Annotated in this window: 15 protein-coding genes; 5 read left to right on the top strand and 10 right to left on the bottom strand. The window is 64.6% G+C overall.

Going from position 1 to position 18,383, the window contains the following annotated elements; genetic code table 11:
- Window positions 1–226: 226 nt before the first annotated feature.
- Entirely contained in the window at window positions 227–2,269 is a 2,043-nt protein-coding gene (gene dnaG, locus FNL56_RS06440; protein ID WP_143577616.1) for a DNA primase, read from the bottom strand.
- A gap of 103 nt (window positions 2,270–2,372) precedes the next feature.
- Between dnaG and FNL56_RS06435 the strand changes: the two genes are divergently transcribed.
- Window positions 2,373–3,056 carry an MFS transporter gene (locus FNL56_RS06435; RefSeq protein WP_143572020.1) on the top strand — a complete coding sequence of 228 codons (684 nt, stop codon included), beginning with the start codon at window positions 2,373–2,375 and terminating at the stop codon, window positions 3,054–3,056.
- 188 nt (window positions 3,057–3,244) lie between these two features.
- On the opposite strand, the gene FNL56_RS06430 is transcribed toward FNL56_RS06435, so the two are convergent.
- From FNL56_RS06430 to FNL56_RS06420, 3 genes are read right to left on the bottom strand one after another with little or no spacing between them, the layout of a single operon-like run.
- The gene (locus FNL56_RS06430; RefSeq protein WP_143572019.1) at window positions 3,245–3,646 is read right to left on the bottom strand and encodes a gamma-glutamylcyclotransferase family protein; all 402 of its coding nucleotides are present in this window, start codon (window positions 3,644–3,646) and stop codon (window positions 3,245–3,247) included.
- A gap of 7 nt (window positions 3,647–3,653) precedes the next feature.
- Window positions 3,654–4,472, bottom strand: a complete 819-nt coding sequence (locus FNL56_RS06425) for a transglutaminase-like domain-containing protein (RefSeq protein ID WP_143572018.1) — start codon at window positions 4,470–4,472, stop codon at window positions 3,654–3,656.
- 6 nt (window positions 4,473–4,478) lie between these two features.
- Window positions 4,479–5,369, bottom strand: coding sequence for a transglutaminase family protein (locus FNL56_RS06420; RefSeq protein ID WP_143576054.1), 891 nt, complete (start codon window positions 5,367–5,369; stop codon window positions 4,479–4,481).
- Window positions 5,370–5,476: 107 nt separating this feature from the next.
- Between FNL56_RS06420 and FNL56_RS06415 the strand changes: the two genes are divergently transcribed.
- Window positions 5,477–6,274: an N-formylglutamate amidohydrolase gene (locus tag FNL56_RS06415; protein WP_143572017.1), complete on the top strand. Its 798-nt coding sequence runs from the start codon at window positions 5,477–5,479 to the stop codon at window positions 6,272–6,274.
- Window positions 6,275–6,346: 72 nt separating this feature from the next.
- Here FNL56_RS06415 and FNL56_RS06410 read toward each other — a convergent pair whose 3' ends face one another.
- Window positions 6,347–7,174, bottom strand: a complete 828-nt coding sequence (locus tag FNL56_RS06410) for a DUF2189 domain-containing protein (RefSeq protein ID WP_143577614.1) — start codon at window positions 7,172–7,174, stop codon at window positions 6,347–6,349.
- Window positions 7,175–7,241: 67 nt separating this feature from the next.
- On the bottom strand, window positions 7,242–8,849 hold the full coding sequence (locus FNL56_RS06405) for an acyl-CoA synthetase (RefSeq protein ID WP_143581843.1): 1,608 nt from the start codon (window positions 8,847–8,849) through the stop codon (window positions 7,242–7,244).
- A 174-nt stretch (window positions 8,850–9,023) separates the two neighbouring features.
- Here FNL56_RS06405 and FNL56_RS06400 point away from each other — a divergent pair, with 174 nt between their 5' ends.
- On the top strand, window positions 9,024–9,872 hold the full coding sequence (locus FNL56_RS06400) for a DUF1499 domain-containing protein (protein ID WP_143572014.1): 849 nt from the start codon (window positions 9,024–9,026) through the stop codon (window positions 9,870–9,872).
- Between the two features lie 143 nt (window positions 9,873–10,015).
- Here the strand turns inward: FNL56_RS06400 and FNL56_RS06395 are convergent, their stop codons facing one another.
- The 4 genes from FNL56_RS06395 to FNL56_RS06380 form a co-directional block, all read right to left on the bottom strand.
- Window positions 10,016–10,936, bottom strand: coding sequence for an MBL fold metallo-hydrolase (locus FNL56_RS06395; RefSeq protein ID WP_143581842.1), 921 nt, complete (start codon window positions 10,934–10,936; stop codon window positions 10,016–10,018).
- Between the two features lie 195 nt (window positions 10,937–11,131).
- Entirely contained in the window at window positions 11,132–12,346 is a 1,215-nt protein-coding gene (locus FNL56_RS06390) for an acyl-CoA dehydrogenase (RefSeq protein WP_143572012.1), read from the bottom strand.
- Between the two features lie 95 nt (window positions 12,347–12,441).
- Window positions 12,442–13,533 (bottom strand): 3,4-dihydroxy-2-butanone-4-phosphate synthase, encoded by a 1,092-nt coding sequence (gene ribB / locus FNL56_RS06385; protein WP_143581841.1) that lies wholly within the window; start codon window positions 13,531–13,533, stop codon window positions 12,442–12,444.
- Between the two features lie 148 nt (window positions 13,534–13,681).
- Entirely contained in the window at window positions 13,682–14,995 is a 1,314-nt protein-coding gene (locus tag FNL56_RS06380) for an MFS transporter (RefSeq protein WP_210245515.1), read from the bottom strand.
- A gap of 165 nt (window positions 14,996–15,160) precedes the next feature.
- Here FNL56_RS06380 and cyoA point away from each other — a divergent pair, with 165 nt between their 5' ends.
- The gene (gene cyoA / locus FNL56_RS06375; protein WP_143572009.1) at window positions 15,161–16,354 is read left to right on the top strand and encodes a ubiquinol oxidase subunit II; all 1,194 of its coding nucleotides are present in this window, start codon (window positions 15,161–15,163) and stop codon (window positions 16,352–16,354) included.
- Window positions 16,355–16,376: 22 nt separating this feature from the next.
- Window positions 16,377–18,383 carry a cytochrome o ubiquinol oxidase subunit I gene (gene cyoB / locus FNL56_RS06370; protein ID WP_143572008.1) on the top strand — a complete coding sequence of 669 codons (2,007 nt, stop codon included), beginning with the start codon at window positions 16,377–16,379 and terminating at the stop codon, window positions 18,381–18,383.

Below are 18,383 nucleotides of genomic sequence, written 5' to 3'. Positions count from 1 at the left end.
TCCTGAAACGCGATCACGCGGGCGGCGTTGCCGCCGCTTTCAATCATTCATCCGCTGGACGCGGAAAGGGTGGCGCTCGACTTCGCCACCCTTGAACTGGTCTTTACGGTTGCCGCACTTAAGCCAAAGAGCGTTAAGCTCCGATTAACCGTGTTTTTGCAGCCAAACCACGGGTTTGGCGAGTCTTTTCGCGATTTCGCCGTAGGCTGTCCGCAGCAAATTTGCATCAAGAATTGCGCTGAAACCGGCCAGACGACTCACCGAACCCCTCGATCAGAGCCTCGATCCCGTCCACCTCGGCCAGCCGCGCCTTGACGTCGCGCAACCAGCCATAATTCGTCTCGCTGGCCTCTTCGCCAAGCGCCAGCTCGGCATCTTTCAGTTCTCTAAGTAAGGAGTGCCACTGGCGATGCAAGGCAACCAGTTGAATCCATGTCGAAAGAACGTCCTCGCGCGCCGCGCCGGGCTGCGCCGCCCACACGTCCTTGGTGGTAATGGCTCGCTCAACATGTTGCAATTGTTCGCTAAATCCAGCCTTAACGAGGTCTGAACGCATTTGCTCGCTTTGTTGGGCTTCGTCGCCATGGTGATGGTCATGGGCAAAGCAGGCAATGATCCCGGCGCGCAGCCGGTGCATCTCGGGATGCGCCAGTTCCAAAGCGGCGACCTCCTCGAGCTTGTCGTGCAGCAGCCAGGGGTGGTTGATCAGGGATTGCACGATCAGTGCCTCGCGGCGCGAAATCGCGCTGCGCTGGCCGCGCATGATCGAGGAATTGGCGAGCTGCGGGCTTACCACCTGGTAGGGCGAGCGGTTGATGGTCTGGCTGCCGGCCGAGGCCGAGGACCTGCCGCGCGGCTCGATCCGGCCGGCCGCGCCCGGCGTGAAAGTGCGCGCCGCCCCCGGACGGCCGTAGCCGCCGCCGGCCTTGTTGCCGAAACCGCCGCCACCCGCCCCGGCCCCGCGGAACCCGCCGCCGGCGCCAAAACCGCGGCCGGCATTGGGGTTGAAGGTCGCGCGCAGCCGCTCGGCGAGGTCCTGGCGGTAGTATTTCTTCACGACGTCGTCGCGGATGCCGTTGGCGAGTTCGTTGATGCGGGCCTCGAGGGCTGCGCGGCGTTCCGGCGTGGCGAAGTCGCCGCCCAAAGTCGCCTGCGCCCAGATCAGGTCGGACAGCGATTTGGCAGCCGCAATGACCTCCTCGACCGCGATCCGGCCGCCGGAGCGGGCGAGATCGTCGGGGTCCTGGCCCTCCGGCAACAGGGCAAATCGGAGACTCTTGCCGGGCTTGAGGTGCGGCAGCGCCAGCTCGGCGGCGCGCCACGCCGCTTTCTGGCCGGCCTTGTCGCCGTCGAAGCACAGGATCGGCTCGTCGGCCATCTTCCAGATCAGCTGCAGCTGGTTCTCGGTCAGCGCCGTGCCGAGCGGCGCCACGGTGGCGTGGAAACCGACGCCGACCATCGCGATGACGTCGACATAGCCCTCGACCACCACCAGGGCCGCGCCATTATGCGCGGCGGTGCGGGCCATCGGAAAATTGTACAGATTGTCGCCCTTGTGGAAGAGCGGCGTCTCCGGCGAATTCAGGTACTTGGCCGGGACGTCCTTTTCCAGTGCGCGGCCGCCGAAGGCGATCACCCGGCCGCGCAAATCGGTGATCGGGAACATGACGCGGTCGCGGAACCGGTCATAGGGCACCGGAATGTCCTCGCCGCCGATCAGCAGGCCGGATTCGACCATGTCGGGGACGGGAATGCCGGCGGCGCCGAGATATTCCTTCAGCGCGTAACGCTCGGCCGGGGCATAGCCCATCTTGAACTGCAGCTGCACGGTCGGCGAGATCTGGCGGTCGGCGAGATAGCCGCGCGCCTTGGCACCCACCCGCGAGGTCAGTTGCTCGGCGAAGAACTTCGCGGCGAGGTCCATGACGTCGTACAGCGTCTTGCGGCGCTCGGCGTGGCGGGCGGCGTCCGGCGTCGCCGCCGGCAGCGCCACGCCGGCCATCTGCGCCAGGCGCTCGACGGCCTCCGGGAAGCTGCAGCCGTCGGTCTCCATCAGGAAGGAGATGATGTCGCCGTGCTTGCCGGAGGAGAAGTCGTGGTAAAAGCCCTTCTCGTCATTGACGAAGAAGGACGGCGACTTCTCCTGCTGGAACGGCGACAGCCCCTTCCATTCCCTTCCCGCCTTCTTCAACTTGACGCGCTTGCTCACGACCTCCGAGACGGGAAGCCGGGCGCGCAAATCGTCGAGGAACTGGGGCGTGAAGCGCATGGGTGCTTATGCGGTGAGTCGGGGCTGCGAGTCTTGGTGAACGGGATGTGACCAGCCGACCATCGATATAGGGTTTGCGGCGGGAAAAACGAGAGACACAAGGTTGCGCCCGCTATTCACAGGGGGCGTGATCGCGCTGATGGCCGTCGCGCTGCCGCGACGGCTGCCGGAGCACAGCCTGACTTATGGCCGGCTGCTGGGCTCGCTGTGGCAATTGATGCGCGACACCCGCGTGCTGCAGCGCCGCTCGGCCTATCAGTGCCTGTTGTACGGCGCCTTCAGCCTGTTCTGGACGGCGATGCCGATCGTGCTGGAAGCGCCGCCCTTTGCCTTTGGCCACGTCGCACTGTCGGCGTTCCTGTTGTCCGGCGCAGGCGGCGCGCTGCTGGCGCCGCTGGCCGGGCGGATGGCCGATCGCGGCGGCGGCGGCACCGTCACGCTGGTGGCGATGCTCGCGGTGCTGGTGAGTTTCGTGCTGATCCGCACCGAGGGCAACGGCCCTGCCAGCATCGCGCTGTTCGTGATCGCCGGCATCCTGATCGACGCAGGCACCCAGGGCAATGTGGTGGCCGGCCAGCGCGCGATCGATGCCCTGCCGGCCGACATCCGCAGCCGTCTCAACGCGCTGTATCTCGGCTCGGCGTTCTTCGGCGGCGCGCTGGGTTCGGCGATCTCGGGCTTTGCTGCGTCGCATGGCGGCACCACGTCGATCAGCAATATCGGAATCGGGTTCGCGCTGCTGGCGCCGGGGATCTTTGCGACGGAGTTTGTGGGGAAGAAGGCGTAGGGCTTTCTTGCTTCCCTCTCCCCCGCGCGAAGCTTCGCTTCGCTAGGTGGGAGAGGGTGGATCGCACCGCGAAGCGGTTCGAGACGGGTGAGGGGGCGCCACAGACTCCAAGCCTAGTGCCCCCTCATCCGTCACGGCCTCCGGCCGTGCCACCTTCTGCCACAAGGGGAGAAGGAAGAAGCGTCCGACTACTTCTCCAAAAATTTTCCCGACACGATCCGCTTCGCTTCGTCCACCGGGCGGTTGTAGATATAGGTCCAGGCCTGTTGCACGCGGCCGTCCGCGAGCGTCACCGGAACCACCTCGCGCAGATACAGCGTCGGCGGCTCAAAGCCCGGACCGATGCTTTCATAGTCGTCGAGTGCGGCCATCAATTCCGCGACGTTGCGCAGCCGATACAGTTCGCCATGCACCACGTCAGCCGCATCATCGGAATGCAGCAGCCCCGGATAATGCGCGACCCTATACAGCCGGCCCCGGCACGAAGCCGGCCCGACAAGATCTGCACCCGCCGCAAGCCGCCTCGACATCGGATGGTCGAAGCCGCTCATCAGCGTGCCGTAGACGAAGACGCAATCGAGTTCGCTCATCCCACCCCTACGCCGGCTGGTGCTTGATCTCGTCGGAGATGACGAAGAACTTGACGAGGTCCATGCGGCCGAAGCTGGTGGTCAGCGCCACGTCGGCGGCGTCGCGGCCCGTGCCCATCAGGATGCGGCCGATCCGCGGCTTGTTGTGGCGGGCGTCGCAGGTGTACCAGCGGCCCGAGAGATAAACTTCGAACCAGCCGGAGAAATCCATCACCGAGCCGTCATAGGGAATCCCGATGTCGCCCATGTAGCCGGTGCAGTAGCGCGCCGGGATGCCCATGCAGCGGCAGAAGGTCAGCGCCAGATGCGCGTAGTCGCGGCACACGCCGTTGCCCTGCTCGTAGACGTCATGCGCCGACTTCATGTGATGCGCGTGCTCGTAGCCGAACTTCACATGATTATGTACGAACGCGATGATGGTCTGCACGCGCGCCCAGCCGGGCTCGGTGTTGCCGAACAATGACCACGCCACGTCGGTCAGCTTATCGGTCTCGCAATAGCGGCTCGCCATCAGATACAGCAGGCATTCGTCGGGCAGCTGGTCGATCGGCAATTGCTGCGCCGAGGGCACGACCTGATCGGGCTTGCCGGAATCGCGCACCAGCGTGTTGCCGTGAAAGGTGATGCCGCCGGCCGGCGCGACCAGGCGACCGCAGACATTGCCGAAACTGTCGCGATAATAGGTGATCGGCACGTCCGGCGTGGTGGTGATGCTCTCGGTGCCATCGATGTCGCCATAGCGCGACGGGTGGATGCTGAGCATCGTCACCATCGGCGTCGGGTTGATCGCAAAATAGGTGATCTCGAAGCCGACCCTGATTTCCATAATATCCTATACCTTTGCATCTTCGCCGGCGGAGACGACATTGATACTGACATCCATGCCGAGGAAGGCATCAGCCGAACCGAGATAGGTGCCGTGCAGCGAAATGGCCTGGCGCGGATCGCGCGCCACCGCGACGCGAATGAGATCGCGGCTGCCGACGATGCCGTTGGTCGGATCGAATTCGATCCAGCCCGCGGCGGGAAGATAGACCTGCACCCAGGCATGCGTGGAGCCGCCGCCGACATAGCCGTGCTGGCGATCGCCATGGATGAACAGATAGCCCGAGACGAAGCGCGCGGCGATGCCGAGCCTTCGGCACGCCTCGATCATGAATAGCGCGAAATCGCGGCAGGTGCCGGACTTCGTCTGCAGCGTATCGAGCGGGTGCTGGGTGCCGTGTTCGTAGCGCTTGCGGTATTTGAACTGCGCGCGGATGCCGTGGGTCATGCCGCTGAGGATGTGGAAGGTCGGCGTCGGGCCCTGGGGATCGAGGAACTCGCGCGCCCAGTAGGACAGCTCGCCATCGGGATCGCCATATTGCGGGCGGATGAATTCCTGCAAATCGGGCAATTCGTCGGAATTGTATTTGAAGGGATAGAAGTACGCCTCGTCATCGGACGTCAGCGCGAATTCGTCGGCCGGCATGTGCTCAATGGTCGCCGTCGAGGTGAAGGTCAGTTTTCGGGCCCGCTCGTCAAAGGTAGCGATGGCGACGGAATTGCCGAACACGTCATGGATGTAGCGCAGCGTCATCGGCTCCGGCGTGATCTCGAGCTTGCCGGTCAACATGCGCAGATCGTGGCCGTCGCGCGGGCGCAGCATGATGCGATGCTCGCCGAACGCCACCGGATGTGAATAGCGGTATTCGGTCTTGTGGTGGATGGTCAGCAGCGGCATCGTTGAATCATTCATGTCGTGACTTTGTACAGGCAAATCTATACCGGTCGCTGCTGATTGACAGGCCAGATTGCTGCCTCAATAGGCAATGATGAGGGAAAACCGCTTTGAACCGCGCAAGCGACACATCACTACGTTTCGGAACCCATGATGTTCCACCGGTTTGGGAACAAAACGCCGCGGGACGATCGCCCTTCCTGCTGACCTGCGATCACTATGGCCGGCTGATCCCGCAGATGCTCGGCGACCTCGGCCTCTCCGATGCCGAGCGCCAGCGCCACATCGGCTGGGATATCGGCATCGCCGGCGTCGCGGAGCGGATGTCGTCTGCGCTGGACGCCCATCTGGTGGCGCAGCGCTATTCGCGGCTGGTGATCGACTGCAACCGGCCGCCAGAGGCGGCATCGTCGATCCCGCTGATTTCCGAAGCCACGACGGTGCCCGGCAATGAGGGTCTCGACGCGGCCGCCGCGCAGAGTCGGCGCCGGCTGATCTTCGATCCTTACCATCAGCGCATCGACGCGGTGATCGACGCGCGGCTGCAGGCGGGCCAGCCGACGGTGCTGGTGTCGCTGCACAGCTTCACGCCTTCCTATGCCGGGATCGCCCGGCCATGGCACATCGGCACGCTGTATCAACACGACCGGGTGCTGCCGCCGCTGGTGCTGCAGGGCTTACGCGCCGAGCCGGGGCTGGTGGTCGGCGACAACCAGCCCTATGCCGTGAGCGACGACACCGACTATACGATCCCGGTGCACGGCGAACGGCGCGGGCTGCTGAACACCGGCATCGAAATCCGGCAGGATCTGATCTCCGATGCCGCCGGCGAGACGCAATGGGCGGAGCGACTGGCGCGGGTGTTCTCCGAGATCGAGGTGACGCTGAAGCAACGCGGGCTGATCTAGCAGAGCTGCTCTTTCTTTCCGCTCTCCCGCCAACGCCGCTGCGCGGCGCCGGGGGAAAGGGGAAGTAACGATCTAGCCCGGCGCCGGCGATCGCAAGGTCGGCAGCGGCGCCGCATCCTCGCCGGGCCCGAGCGGCACGACGATGCGTCGGAACAGATGCCAGGTGGCATGGCCGAGCACCGGCAGGGTCACCAGTAGCCCTAGAAAATACGGCAGAGACGACACCGCCAGCAGCACCACGATGACGGCCGCCCAGCCGATCATCGGCAGCGGGCTCATCACCACCGCCCGCACGCTGGTGATCATCGCGGTCACCGCGTCGACGTCGCGGTCCAGCAGCAGCGGGAACGACACCACCGTCAGCGAGAACAGAACCAGCGACAAGGCTGCACCGATCAAATTGCCGAGCGCGAGAAATACCAGGCCTTCATTGGTGGTCAGCACCGCCGTGATGAATTCGGGCAGGCTGGAGAACGAGGCATGCAGACCGAGCAGCACCGCGATCAGCAGGCGGACTTGATACATCCACACCAGAAAGACGAACAGCGTGACGAAGGCCATCCAGCCGATTTCCCGGCGGGCCCGGATGGTAGCCCAGATGCCGCGCATCGACGGCGCCTCTCCGGCCTCGCGCTGCCGGCTCACTTCGTACAGGCCGACCGCGACGAACGGCCCGAGCAGCGCGAAGCCCGCCGCCAGCGGATAGGCCAGGTACACCATGCCGAACGCGGTCAGGCTGAGCAGGATCAGGATGCCGCCGGCGACGTAAAGCCCGGCGAAGGCCAGACCGAACAACGGCGCGGCCTGGAAATCGCGCAGCCCCTGGCCGAGCGACTCCGCAATATCGGCGACGCTGACGCGCCGCACCACAGGATCGATTTTTCCCGAGATGGATGTCATGGTCCGTCCTCCCGCGTTGTTCGCAGTTCACGCCAGACGTCGCCACCGCGTCATGATCTAAATCAAATCAGCCGAGCGCCCGCAGCTCGCGGCGCAGCACCTTGCCGGTCGCGGTCATCGGCAGGCTGTCGGCGAACTGAACGTGGCGCGGATATTCGTGGGCGGCGAGCTGCACTTTCACGAAATCCTGGATCTGGCGCGCCAGCTCGTCGCCGGCCGCAAAGCCGGGGCGCAGCACGATCCAGGCCTTGATGGCCTCGGTGCGGATCGGATCGCGCACGCCGACCACCGCGGCATTGGCGACCGCGGGATGCTTCAGCAGCGTGTGCTCGATCTCGGAAGGACCGATGCGATAGCCGGCCGAGGTAATGACATCGTCCTCGCGGCTGACGTACCAGAAGTAACCGTCGTCATCCTGCACGCCGAGATCGCCGGTCAGCAGGAATTCGCCGGCAAATTTCTTCGCGGTGCCCTCCTCGTTCTGCCAGTAGCCGAGCATGGTGCAGGGATTGGGCTGGCGCACGCCGATGATGCCGCGGTTGCCGCGCGGCAGCTCTTCGCCGGTTTCGCTGACGATGCGCACGTCGAAGCCCGGCGTCGCCTTGCCCATCGATCCCGGGCGGATCGGAAACAGCTTTGCATTGTTGCCGACCACCAGATTGCATTCGGTCTGGCCGTAGATCTCGTGGGCATCGATGCCGAAGGTGGCGCGCACCCAGCCGAGCAATTCGGCACCGAGCGACTCGCCGCCGGTCAGCATGCTGCGCAACCGCACGCCCGGATGCTTGACGTCGGCCTGCCGCATCAGCTTCAGCGCGGTCGGCGGCAGGAACACGTTGCGCACGCCGTGGTCCGCCATCAACTGCATCGCGGCCTGCGGCTCGAACTTCTTCGCGCGGTGCCCGACAACCGGCACGCCGTGGTACCAGGCCGGAAACAGCGCATCGAACAGCCCGCCGATCCACGCCCAGTCCGCCGGCGTCCAGTAGACGTCGCCGGGTTTCGGGAAGAAGCCGTGCACCATCTCGACATTGGGCAAATGGCCGAGCAGTACGCGGTGCGCATGCAGCGCGCCCTTCGGATTGCCTGTCGTGCCGGAGGTGTAGATGATGATGGCGGGATCGTCGCAGGACGTGTCGATGGTGGCGAAATCCTCCGACGCCACATCGATCGACGCCCAGAACGATTTTGTGCCGGCCGGCGCGTCGCCGATCACATAGACCTGTTCGAGCAGCCGCAGCCGATCACGTATCTTCGCCAGTTTCTCCCAGCCCGCGGCATCGGTGACCACCGCGCGGGCGCCGGAATTGGCGAGCCGGAATTCGAGCGCGTCCTCGCCGAACAATGTGAACAGCGGCACCGACACCAGGCCGGAGCGGAACGCAGCGAGATGCACGATCGGCAGTTCCACCGACTGCGACAGGAACACCGCAACGCGGTCGCCGCGGGTGAGACCGTCCGCCTTCAGCACGTTGGCGAAGCGGCGCGAGAAGGATTGCATCTGGTCGAAGGAGTAACGCGACGGAGTGCCGTGCTCATCGACAAAGATCAGCGCGAGGCGGCTCGAGCCGTCGGCATGGCGGTCGCAGGCGGCACTGGCGATGTTGAAGCGCTCCGGCACGGCCCATCGGAAATCGCGGCACAGCGCGGCGTAGTCGGCGGTTTCCACCAGCATGGACACTCCCTGCGGCGCTCCTCGTCTCGGTTACGTTCGGAGAGGTGACAGGCCGCCTGTGGTGTTTAGCCGATCGCGGCGGCGCGCCAAAGTCCCTTGAATTTCATGGCCCGTCATGGTCTCAAGCGGGCTGATGCCGCCCGCCCCGGGCGCCCCTTTTCGGCAGAGTTCGCGATGGCCCGCAGGTTTTCCGCCGCCTACCAGTCGGAACCGGTGTCCGCCCTAGCGGCATGGGCGCGGCGGCTGGCGGTTTTTTCCGCGGTTGCCGCTTTGTGCTCGATCCTCATCGTGCGGTTCGGCTTCCTCGACGTGAAGCCGGCGCTGGCGACGTTTCTGGGCTCATTGGGCTTTGCCGCGCTGTCGATCCTGGTGGCGCTGGCCGGCTTCGTCGCGATCTGGATCAACGGCTCGCGCGGCATGAGCCGGATCCTGTTCGCGCTGGCGCTCGACGTGGTGATCCTCGCCTACCCCGCCTATCTCGGCTGGCAATACCGCAAGCTGCCGGCGATCCACGACATCACCACCGATCCGATCGATCCGCCGCGCTTCGAGGCGCTGGCGCGGCTGCGCACCGGCGACGGCGCCAATACCGCGGTCTATGCCGGGCTGTATTCCGCCGAATTGCAGCGCGCCACCTGGCCCGGGATCGAGCCGGTCGATCTCGATATCAACGTGCAGCGCGCCTATGACGTCACCCATGCGCTCGTCACCAAGCGCAAATGGCTGATCATCGACGAGCGCCCGCCGCAGCCGCCGCGCCGCATCGGCCGCATCGAGGCGGTGGCACGCACGCCGATCATGGGCTTTCGCGAGGACGTCACGATCCGCGTCACGCCCGACGGCGAAGGCTCGCGCGTCGATATCCGCTCCTCGTCGCGCTATTTCGAAGGCGACCTCGGCAGCAACGCCTCGCGGGTAGCCAAGCTGATCGAGGACATCAACACCGCGGCGGAAAACACGCCGGCGCCGAAGAAGGCCGCGGCACCCGCGAAGGCGGCACCGAAGGGCGCGGTGAAGAAGTAGCGCCTCCACACACTGTCATTCCGGGATCCGTCAGACGGCGAAGCCGGCTGACGGAGACCCGGAACCTCGGAATGTTTTGCGCTGAACATGTCGGGATTCCGGGCTCGCTCGCGCTGGTGCGCTCGCGCCCCGGAATGACAGTTTCAGGTCGCCATCCGGTAGCTGCCTGATATCACCGCGTCGCCATCGGTCGCCACGATGCCGCGTGCGACCAAATCTTCCAGATGCGCCAGCACGGAATAGCCCGCCGCCCCCGTCAGCCGCGGGTCGATGCCGATGTAGATCGCGCGGACCAAAGTGGGGATGTCGGCCTCGCCTTTCGCCAGGCGATGCAGGATCGAGGCTTCGCGGGCGCGGCGATGGCGGATCAGGAAGCGGACGAAGCGGGGCGCGTCGGGAATTTCTGGGCCGTGGCCGGAGAAGTACAGCTGTTCCGGGCGCGCCGCGAGCCGGTCGAGCGAGGCCATGTAATCGACCATCGAGCCGTCCGGCGGCGCCACGATCGAGGTCGACCAGCCCATCACGTGATCGGCGACGAACAGGTAGCCGCGCTCGCGCCAGGAAAAGGCCATGTGATTGGCGGTGTGGCCCGGCGTCGCCACCGCCTCGAGCGCCCAGCCATCGCCCTCGACGACGTCGCCGTCCGACAATTGCACGTCGGGCATGAAGTCGCGGTCGGCGCCGGATTCCGGCGAATGCTGCTCGCTCTCGTGGCGCGGCCGTGACGCGCGGTGTGGGCCTTCGGCATAGACCTTGGCCCCGGTCGCGGCCTTGAGGGCCGCGGTGTTCGGCGAATGGTCATTGTGGGTGTGGGTGACGAAGATGTGGGTGACGGTCTCGCCGCGCACCGCATCGAGCAACGCCTGCAGATGCGCCTCGTTGCGCGGGCCGGGATCGATGATCGCGACGTTGCCTTCGCCCACGATGTAGCTGTTGGTGCCGGAGAAGGTGAATGGCGACGGATTGTTGCACAGGATGCGACGCACGCCGGGGCGGACATGATCGACGACGCCGGGGACCAGCGGATAATCGCGGTTAAACGGGACGTCGTCGTTGTCGCTCATGTTGTTTGCGCCGTAGGTGAGGCTCCCCTCCCCCTTGCGGGGAGGGTCGGCCGATAGGCCGGGGTGGGGGTGCCCCACGCGCTGTCGGAGTGTGGGGCACCCCCCACCCGGCTCTTCGTTCGCTTCGCTCACGATGAGCCACCCTCCCCGCCTAGCGAAGCTTCGCTTCGCACGGCGGGAGGGTTAGCAAGAGCGCTAGCCGAACGCCTGGATGCCGGTGATGGCGCGGCCGAGGATCAGCGCGTGGACGTCATGCGTGCCCTCGTAAGTGTTCACCGTCTCGAGGTTCTGGGCGTGGCGCATGACATGGTATTCGACCTGGATGCCGTTGCCGCCGTGCATGTCGCGGGCCATCCGCGCGATGTCCAGCGACTTGCCGCAGTTGTTGCGCTTCACTACCGAGATCATGTCGGGGTGGAAGTTGCCCTCGTCCATCAGCCGGCCGACGCGTAACGAACCCTGCAGGCCGAGCGAGATTTCGGTCAGCATGTCGGCGAGCTTCTTCTGCACCAATTGCGTGGCAGCGAGCGGGCGATTGAACTGCTTGCGGTCCAGCGTGTACTGGCGGGCACGCGCCATGCAGTCCTCGGCGGCGCCGAGCACGCCCCAGGAGATGCCGTAGCGGGCACGGTTGAGGCAGCCGAACGGGCCCTTCAGGCCGGAGACGTTGGGCAGCAGCGCTTCCTCGCCGACCACCACGCCGTCCATCACGATCTCGCCGGTGATCGAGGCGCGCAAGGAGAGCTTGCCGCCGATCTTCGGCGCGGTGAGGCCCTTCATGCCCTTCTCGAGGATGAAGCCGCGGATCTGGTTGTTGTGTTCGGCCGACTTCGCCCACACCACGAACACGTCGGCGATCGGCGCGTTCGAGATCCACATCTTGGAGCCGGTGATGCGGTAGCCATCTGCGCACTTCTCGGCGCGGGTCTTCATGCCGCCGGGATCCGAGCCGGCATCGGGCTCGGTCAGGCCGAAGCAGCCGACCCACTCGCCGGAGGCGAGCTTGGGCAGGTACTTCTTGCGCTGGGCTTCGTCGCCATAGGCGTAGATCGGGTACATCACCAGCGACGACTGCACCGAGTTCATCGAGCGGTAGCCGGAATCGACGCGCTCGATCTCGCGGGCGACGAGGCCGTAGGCGACGTAAGAGGCATTGGCGCAGCCATAATCTTCCGGCAACGTGATGCCGATCAGGCCGAGTTCGCCCATCTCGTTGAAGATCTCGCGGTCGGTGTGCTCATTCAAATAGGCGTCCGAGACGCGCGGCAGCAGCTTGTCCTGGGCGTAAGCGCGCGCGGTGTCGCGGATCATGCGCTCGTCTTCGGTGAGCTGGTCGTCGAGCAGGAACGCGTCGTCCCACTGGAAATGCGTCGGGGCCGGTCTGTCCTTGGTCTGGGGGCGCACGCTCATCGAAATCCCTTTCAGATCGTTATTTTCTGGCTATTGAAGTGGCGCGTCCTGCTGTCGCAAACCGGAATACGGAACCCGCGCGCAAGACGTCAAGTTTAGGTCTTTGGCGTATCGCCATCAAGCTGTTCGTTGCAGACGATCTCGATACCGAAACCGGACAGGCCCATATATTCGTGGCTCGATGAGCTCAGGTTGCGGATCGAGGTGACGCCGAGATCGCGCAGGATCTGGGCGCCGACGCCGATCTCGCGCCACTGCTTGTTACGGTCGGCCTCCGCCGAGGACGGGGCATCGATCGGCGTCACCGGCACGCCGGCAGCGCCATCGCGCAGATAGACCAGCACGCCGCTGCCGGCCTTCTTGAAGTGCTCCAGCACACTCTGCAGATGCTTCGGGCCGAAGAATATGTCCTTGACGATGTTGGGCTTGTGAAACCGGGTCAGCACGTTCTTGCCTGCGCCGACATGGCCGTAGACGAAGGCGACGTGATGGATCGGGTCGAACGGCGAGCGGTAGGAATAGCCCTGCAGCGGTCCGATCGGGCTGTCGGTGATAAAGCTGGAGACGCGCTCGATGAGTTTCTCACGGGCCTGGCGATGGGCGATCATGTCGGCGATGGTGACGTGCTTGAGGCCATGCTTCGCCGCGAAATCGACGACCTGCTGACCCTTCATCACGGTGCCGTCATCGTTCATCAGCTCGCTGATGACGCCGACCGGCGCCAGATTGGCAAGCTTGCACAGATCGACCGCGGCCTCGGTATGGCCGGAGCGCATCAACACGCCACCTTCCCGCGCGATCAGCGGAAAGATGTGGCCGGGGCGCGAGAAATCATTGGCGCCGGCATTGGGATTGGCCAGCGCGCGGCAGCAGGAGGCGCGCTCGTCGGCGGAGATCCCGGTGCCGTTGTCGGGCTTGTAGTCGATCGAAACGGTAAAGGCGGTGGTGTGGTTCGAGTCGTTGTTCATCACCATCGGATCGAGCCGCAGGCGGCGGGCGTCCTCGGTGGTGATCGGCGCGCACACGATGCCGGAGGTATGGCGGATGATGAAGGCCATCTTCTCCGCGGTGCAGAATGCGGCTGCGACGATCAGGTCGCCTTCGCCCTCGCGGTCGTCATCGTCGGTGACCACGACCATTTCGCCCAGGGCAAAGGCTTGCAGGACTTCGGGAATCGGATGGGCCATGGCGCGCACTCTGTGACAGATAAGGACCATATGGCGCACAGCGGGGAACGGCGCAACCCGCAGCCGCGCGTAGGGCCATGCGGGTTCGCTGTGCGGAATGGCCGTGGGAAGCTCGGCGCGTCGTCGATCCTCTACCAGGGGACAGCGCTCAGTTCTTCTGAGCGAGCTCCTTGTTGATCCCGAGCGCGATCAGCGTGGCCAGCGCGCCCGACAGCAGATAGGCGCCGGCGGCCAGCAGCCCGAAATGGTTGGCCAGATACAGCGCGACGAACGGCGCGAAGCCGGCGCCGACCAGCCAGGCAAGATCCGACGTCAGGGCCGAGCCGGTGTAGCGGTACGTCGTGCCGAAATTCGACGACACCACGCCGGACGACTGGCCGAACGAGAAGCCGAGCAGGATGAAGCCGGTGACCATGAAGACCACTTCGCCGACGGTGCCGCCGTCGAGCAATTGCGGGGCAAAACCGCTGAACACGGCGATCGCCACCGCGCAGCTGCCAAGCAGCGAACGGCGGCCGATGCGGTCGGCAATATAGCCGGACGCAAACATCGCCAGGATGCCGAATACGGCGCCGACGATCTCGATCATCAGGAAGCGTACCGGGTCTTCCTTGGTATAGAGGAACACCCAGGACAGCGGGAACACCGTGACCATGTGGAACAGCGCAAAGCTCGCCAGCGGCGCAAAAGCGCCGATCAGCACATTGCGGCCCTGGTGGCGCACGGTCTCGATCACCGGCGAGGGCTGCAATTCGCGGCTCTCGAACAGGTTGGTGTATTCCGTGGTCGATACGATGCGCAGCCGGGCGAACAGCGCGACCACGTTGATCGCGAAGGCCACGAAAAACGGATAACGCCAGCCCCAGTCGAGGAAATCGGCCGCCGACAGGCTGGTGAGGAAGAAGGCGAACAGCGCGCTGGCGATCATCAGGCCGATCGGCGCGCCGAGCTGCGGGATCATCGCATACCAGCCGCGCTTGCCTTCCGGCGCGTTCAGCGCCAGCAGCGAGGCCAGGCCGTCCCAGGCGCCGCCCAACGCCACGCCCTGACCGATCCGGAACAGCGCCAGCATGATGCCCGACCAGGCGCCGATCTGGGCGTGTCCGGGCAGGAAGGCGACGGCGGCGGTGGAGCCGCCGAGCAGGAATATGGCGATCGTCAGCTTCATGCCGCGGCCGTACTCACGGTCGACCCAGATGAAGATCAGCGAACCGATCGGGCGGGCGATGAAGGCCAGCGCGAAGATGGCAAAGGAATACAGCGTCCCCATCAGGGGATCGGTATTCGGAAACACCAGTTTCGGAAACACCAGCACCGAGGCGATCGCATAGACGAAGAAGTCGAAGAACTCCGAGGTTCGGCCGATGATCACGCCAATGGCGATTTCGCCCGGCGCAACCACGCCGTGCGTCGCGTTGATGCCCCTGGCATCGCGTTCCATCGTCGTCACTTCGGTGGGCATAGTGCTCATGACGTCGGTCATTCCCTGCGTAAAATTCTCATGAAGCCGGCGAGCATTGGTGACTGCGAGCATTCTTGTGCAGGATCGCTACGCGATTTGAGCGCCCACAGTGATTGGACAAAATGTCCAATGTGCGCTCCGCGAAGCCGCGTGTAACGAAATTCCATGCGCATTTCACTATACAGCCGGCTCAGCCGCACCTCGATCCTTCGCGTCGCAGCGGCCCTGCCGCTGGTGGCATTGTTGTCCGGCTGCAACGCGGTCGTGCTTCGTCCGGCCGGCGACATCGCCGCGCAACAGCGCGACCTGCTGCTGATTTCCACCGGGCTGATGCTTCTTATCATCATTCCGGTGATCGCGCTCACTGTGCTGTTTGCCTGGCGGTATCGCGCGGCGAACACCGAGGCGCGCTACGAGCCGGACTGGGACCACTCGACCCAGCTCGAGCTGGTGATCTGGGCAGCACCCTTGCTGATCATCATCTGCCTCGGCGCCATCACCTGGACCGGCACCCATCTGCTCGATCCCTATCGCCAACTCGACCGGGTGTCGTCCGGCAACCCTGTGAAGCCCGGCACGGAGCCGCTGCAGGTGCAGGTCGTCGCGCTCGACTGGAAGTGGGTGTTCATCTACCCGCAGCTCGGCATCGCCACCGTCAACGAACTCGCCGCCCCGGTGAACCGGCCGATCAATTTCCAGATCACCTCGGGTACGGTGATGAACTCGTTCTACGTGCCGGCGCTGGCAGGCCAGATCTACGCGATGCCGGCGATGCAGACCAAGCTGCACGCCGTCATCAACAAGCCCGGCGACTATGACGGCTTCTCCGCCAATTACAGCGGCGCCGGCTTCTCGGGCATGAAGTTCCGCTTTTACGGCCAGAGCGTCGAAAACTTCGACAAGTGGGTCGCCAAGGTCAAGAAGGACGGCACCGCGCTCGATCGTGCCGGCTATCTGAAGCTGGAGGAGCCCTCCGAGAACGAGCCGCCGCGCTATTTCAGCTCGGTGCCCCCCGACCTTTACCATGCCGCGCTCAACATGTGCGTCCAGCCCGGCAAGATGTGCCAGGACGAAATGATGCGGATCGACGTCCGGGGCGGCGGCGGCATGGCCAGCATCAACAACACGCTGCCGCTGGCCAAGGACAAATATGCCCGCCGCGATGCGCCGCTGGCCGCCGCACCGTCCTTCGTGACTACGCTGTGCACCGTCGAAGAGCCGATGGGCACCACCCATGCCCAGGCGTCACCGGTGATCAACCCGCGCGATCCTGCGGCCATGGTCGGCGTCGGTCTGCCAAAACCCGGCCTGCCGCGTCTGCGTCCCTTCAGCATCGCCCGTCTCGGCGAGCCCAGTTAACACCTCCTGCGAAACGGTTTTCATGATGTCTACCCCCGCTCTCGCGATCAGCCCGATCTTCGGCCGCCTCACGCTGGAATCCTTCCCGCTGCATGATCCGATCCTGCTCGTCACTTTCATCGGTGTCATGGTGGGCGGCATCGTTCTGCTCGGCGCGCTGACCTACTTCAAGCTATGGGGTTACCTCTGGAGGGAGTGGTTCACGTCCGTCGATCACAAGAAGATCGGCATCATGTACTGCATTCTCGCGCTGGTCATGCTGGTGCGCGGTTTTTCCGATGCTCTCTTGATGCGCGCCCAGCAGGCGATGGCCTTCGGCGCCAATGACGGCTTCCTGCCCGCGCACCATTACGACCAGGTGTTCACCGCTCATGGCGTGATCATGATCTTCTTCGTGGCGATGCCGTTCGTCACCGGCCTGATGAACTTCGCCGTGCCGCTGCAGATCGGCGCCCGCGACGTGTCGTTCCCGTTCCTGAACAACTTCTCGTTCTGGATGACGGTCGCCGGCGCGCTGATCGTGATGATGTCACTGTTCGTCGGCGAATTTGCCCGCACCGGCTGGCTGGCCTATCCGCCGTTGTCGGGGGTCGGCTACAGCCCGGACGTCGGCGTCGACTATTACATATGGGCGCTGCAGGTCGCGGGCGTGGGCACGACATTGTCCGGCGTCAACCTGATCGCCACCATCGTCAAGATGCGCGCACCCAGCATGAGCATGATGAAGATGCCGATCTTCGTCTGGACCTCGCTGTGCACCAACATCCTGATCGTGGCGTCCTTCCCGGTGCTGACCGCGGTGCTCGCGCTGCTGTCGCTGGATCGCTACGTCGGCACCAACTTCTTCACCAACGATCTCGGCGGCAACCCGATGATGTATGTGAACCTGATCTGGATCTGGGGCCATCCGGAGGTTTACATCCTGATTTTGCCGGCGTTCGGCATCTTCTCGGAAGTGGTTTCGACCTTCTCCGGCAAGCGCCTGTTCGGCTATACCTCGATGGTCTACGCCACCGCCGTCATCACCATCCTGTCGTATCTGGTCTGGCTGCACCACTTCTTCACCATGGGCTCGGGGGCGAGCGTCAACTCGTTCTTCGGCATCACGACGATGGTGATCTCGATCCCGACCGGCGCGAAGATCTTCAACTGGCTGTTCACGATGTATCGCGGCCGGATCCGCTTCGAACTGCCGATGATGTGGACAATCGCGTTCATGATCACCTTCGTGATCGGCGGCATGACCGGCGTTCTGCTCGCGGTGCCGCCGGCCGACTTCGTGCTGCACAACTCGCTGTTCCTGATCGCGCATTTCCACAACGTGATCATCGGCGGCGTGCTGTTCGGCCTGTTCGCCGGCGTCAACTACTGGTTCCCGAAGGCGTTCGGCTTCAAGCTCGATCCGTTCTGGGGCAAGATCTCGTTCTGGTTCTGGGTGCCGGGCTTCTACGTCGCCTTCATGCCGCTCTACGTGCTCGGCCTGATGGGCGTGACGCGCCGCCTGCGCCACTTCGACGATCCGTCGTACCAGATCTTCTTCATCGTCGCCGCCATCGGCGCCGTGATGATCGCGATCGGTATCGGCGCCATGCTGATGCAGTTCGCCGTCTCGATCTGGAATCGCGAAAAGCTGCGCGACACCACGGGCGATCCCTGGAACGGCCGCACGCTGGAATGGGCAACCTCGTCACCGCCGCCGGACTATAACTTCGCGTTCACCCCGGTGATCTACGACGGCGACAGCTACGCCGACATGAAGAAGCGCGGCTACGTTCGTCCGACCAGCGGGTTCAAGCCGATACACATGCCGAAGAGAACCGCCACCGGGGTCTATCTGGCGGGGCTGAGCATGGTGATGGCGGTCGGCCTGATCTGGTACATCTGGTGGCTGGCAGCCTTAAGCTTCGTCGCTCTGCTGGCGGTCGCCATCCACCACACCTTCAACTATCATCGCGATTACCACATCCCCGTCGAGGAAGTGATCGCGACCGAAGATGCGCGCACGCGTCTGCTGACGGCCGGAGTCTGA

Source organism: Tardiphaga sp. vice304 (genome assembly GCF_007018905.1).
Taxonomy (GTDB): Bacteria; Pseudomonadota; Alphaproteobacteria; order Rhizobiales; family Xanthobacteraceae; genus Tardiphaga.
This window is presented reverse-complemented; position numbering and strand designations above follow the sequence as displayed.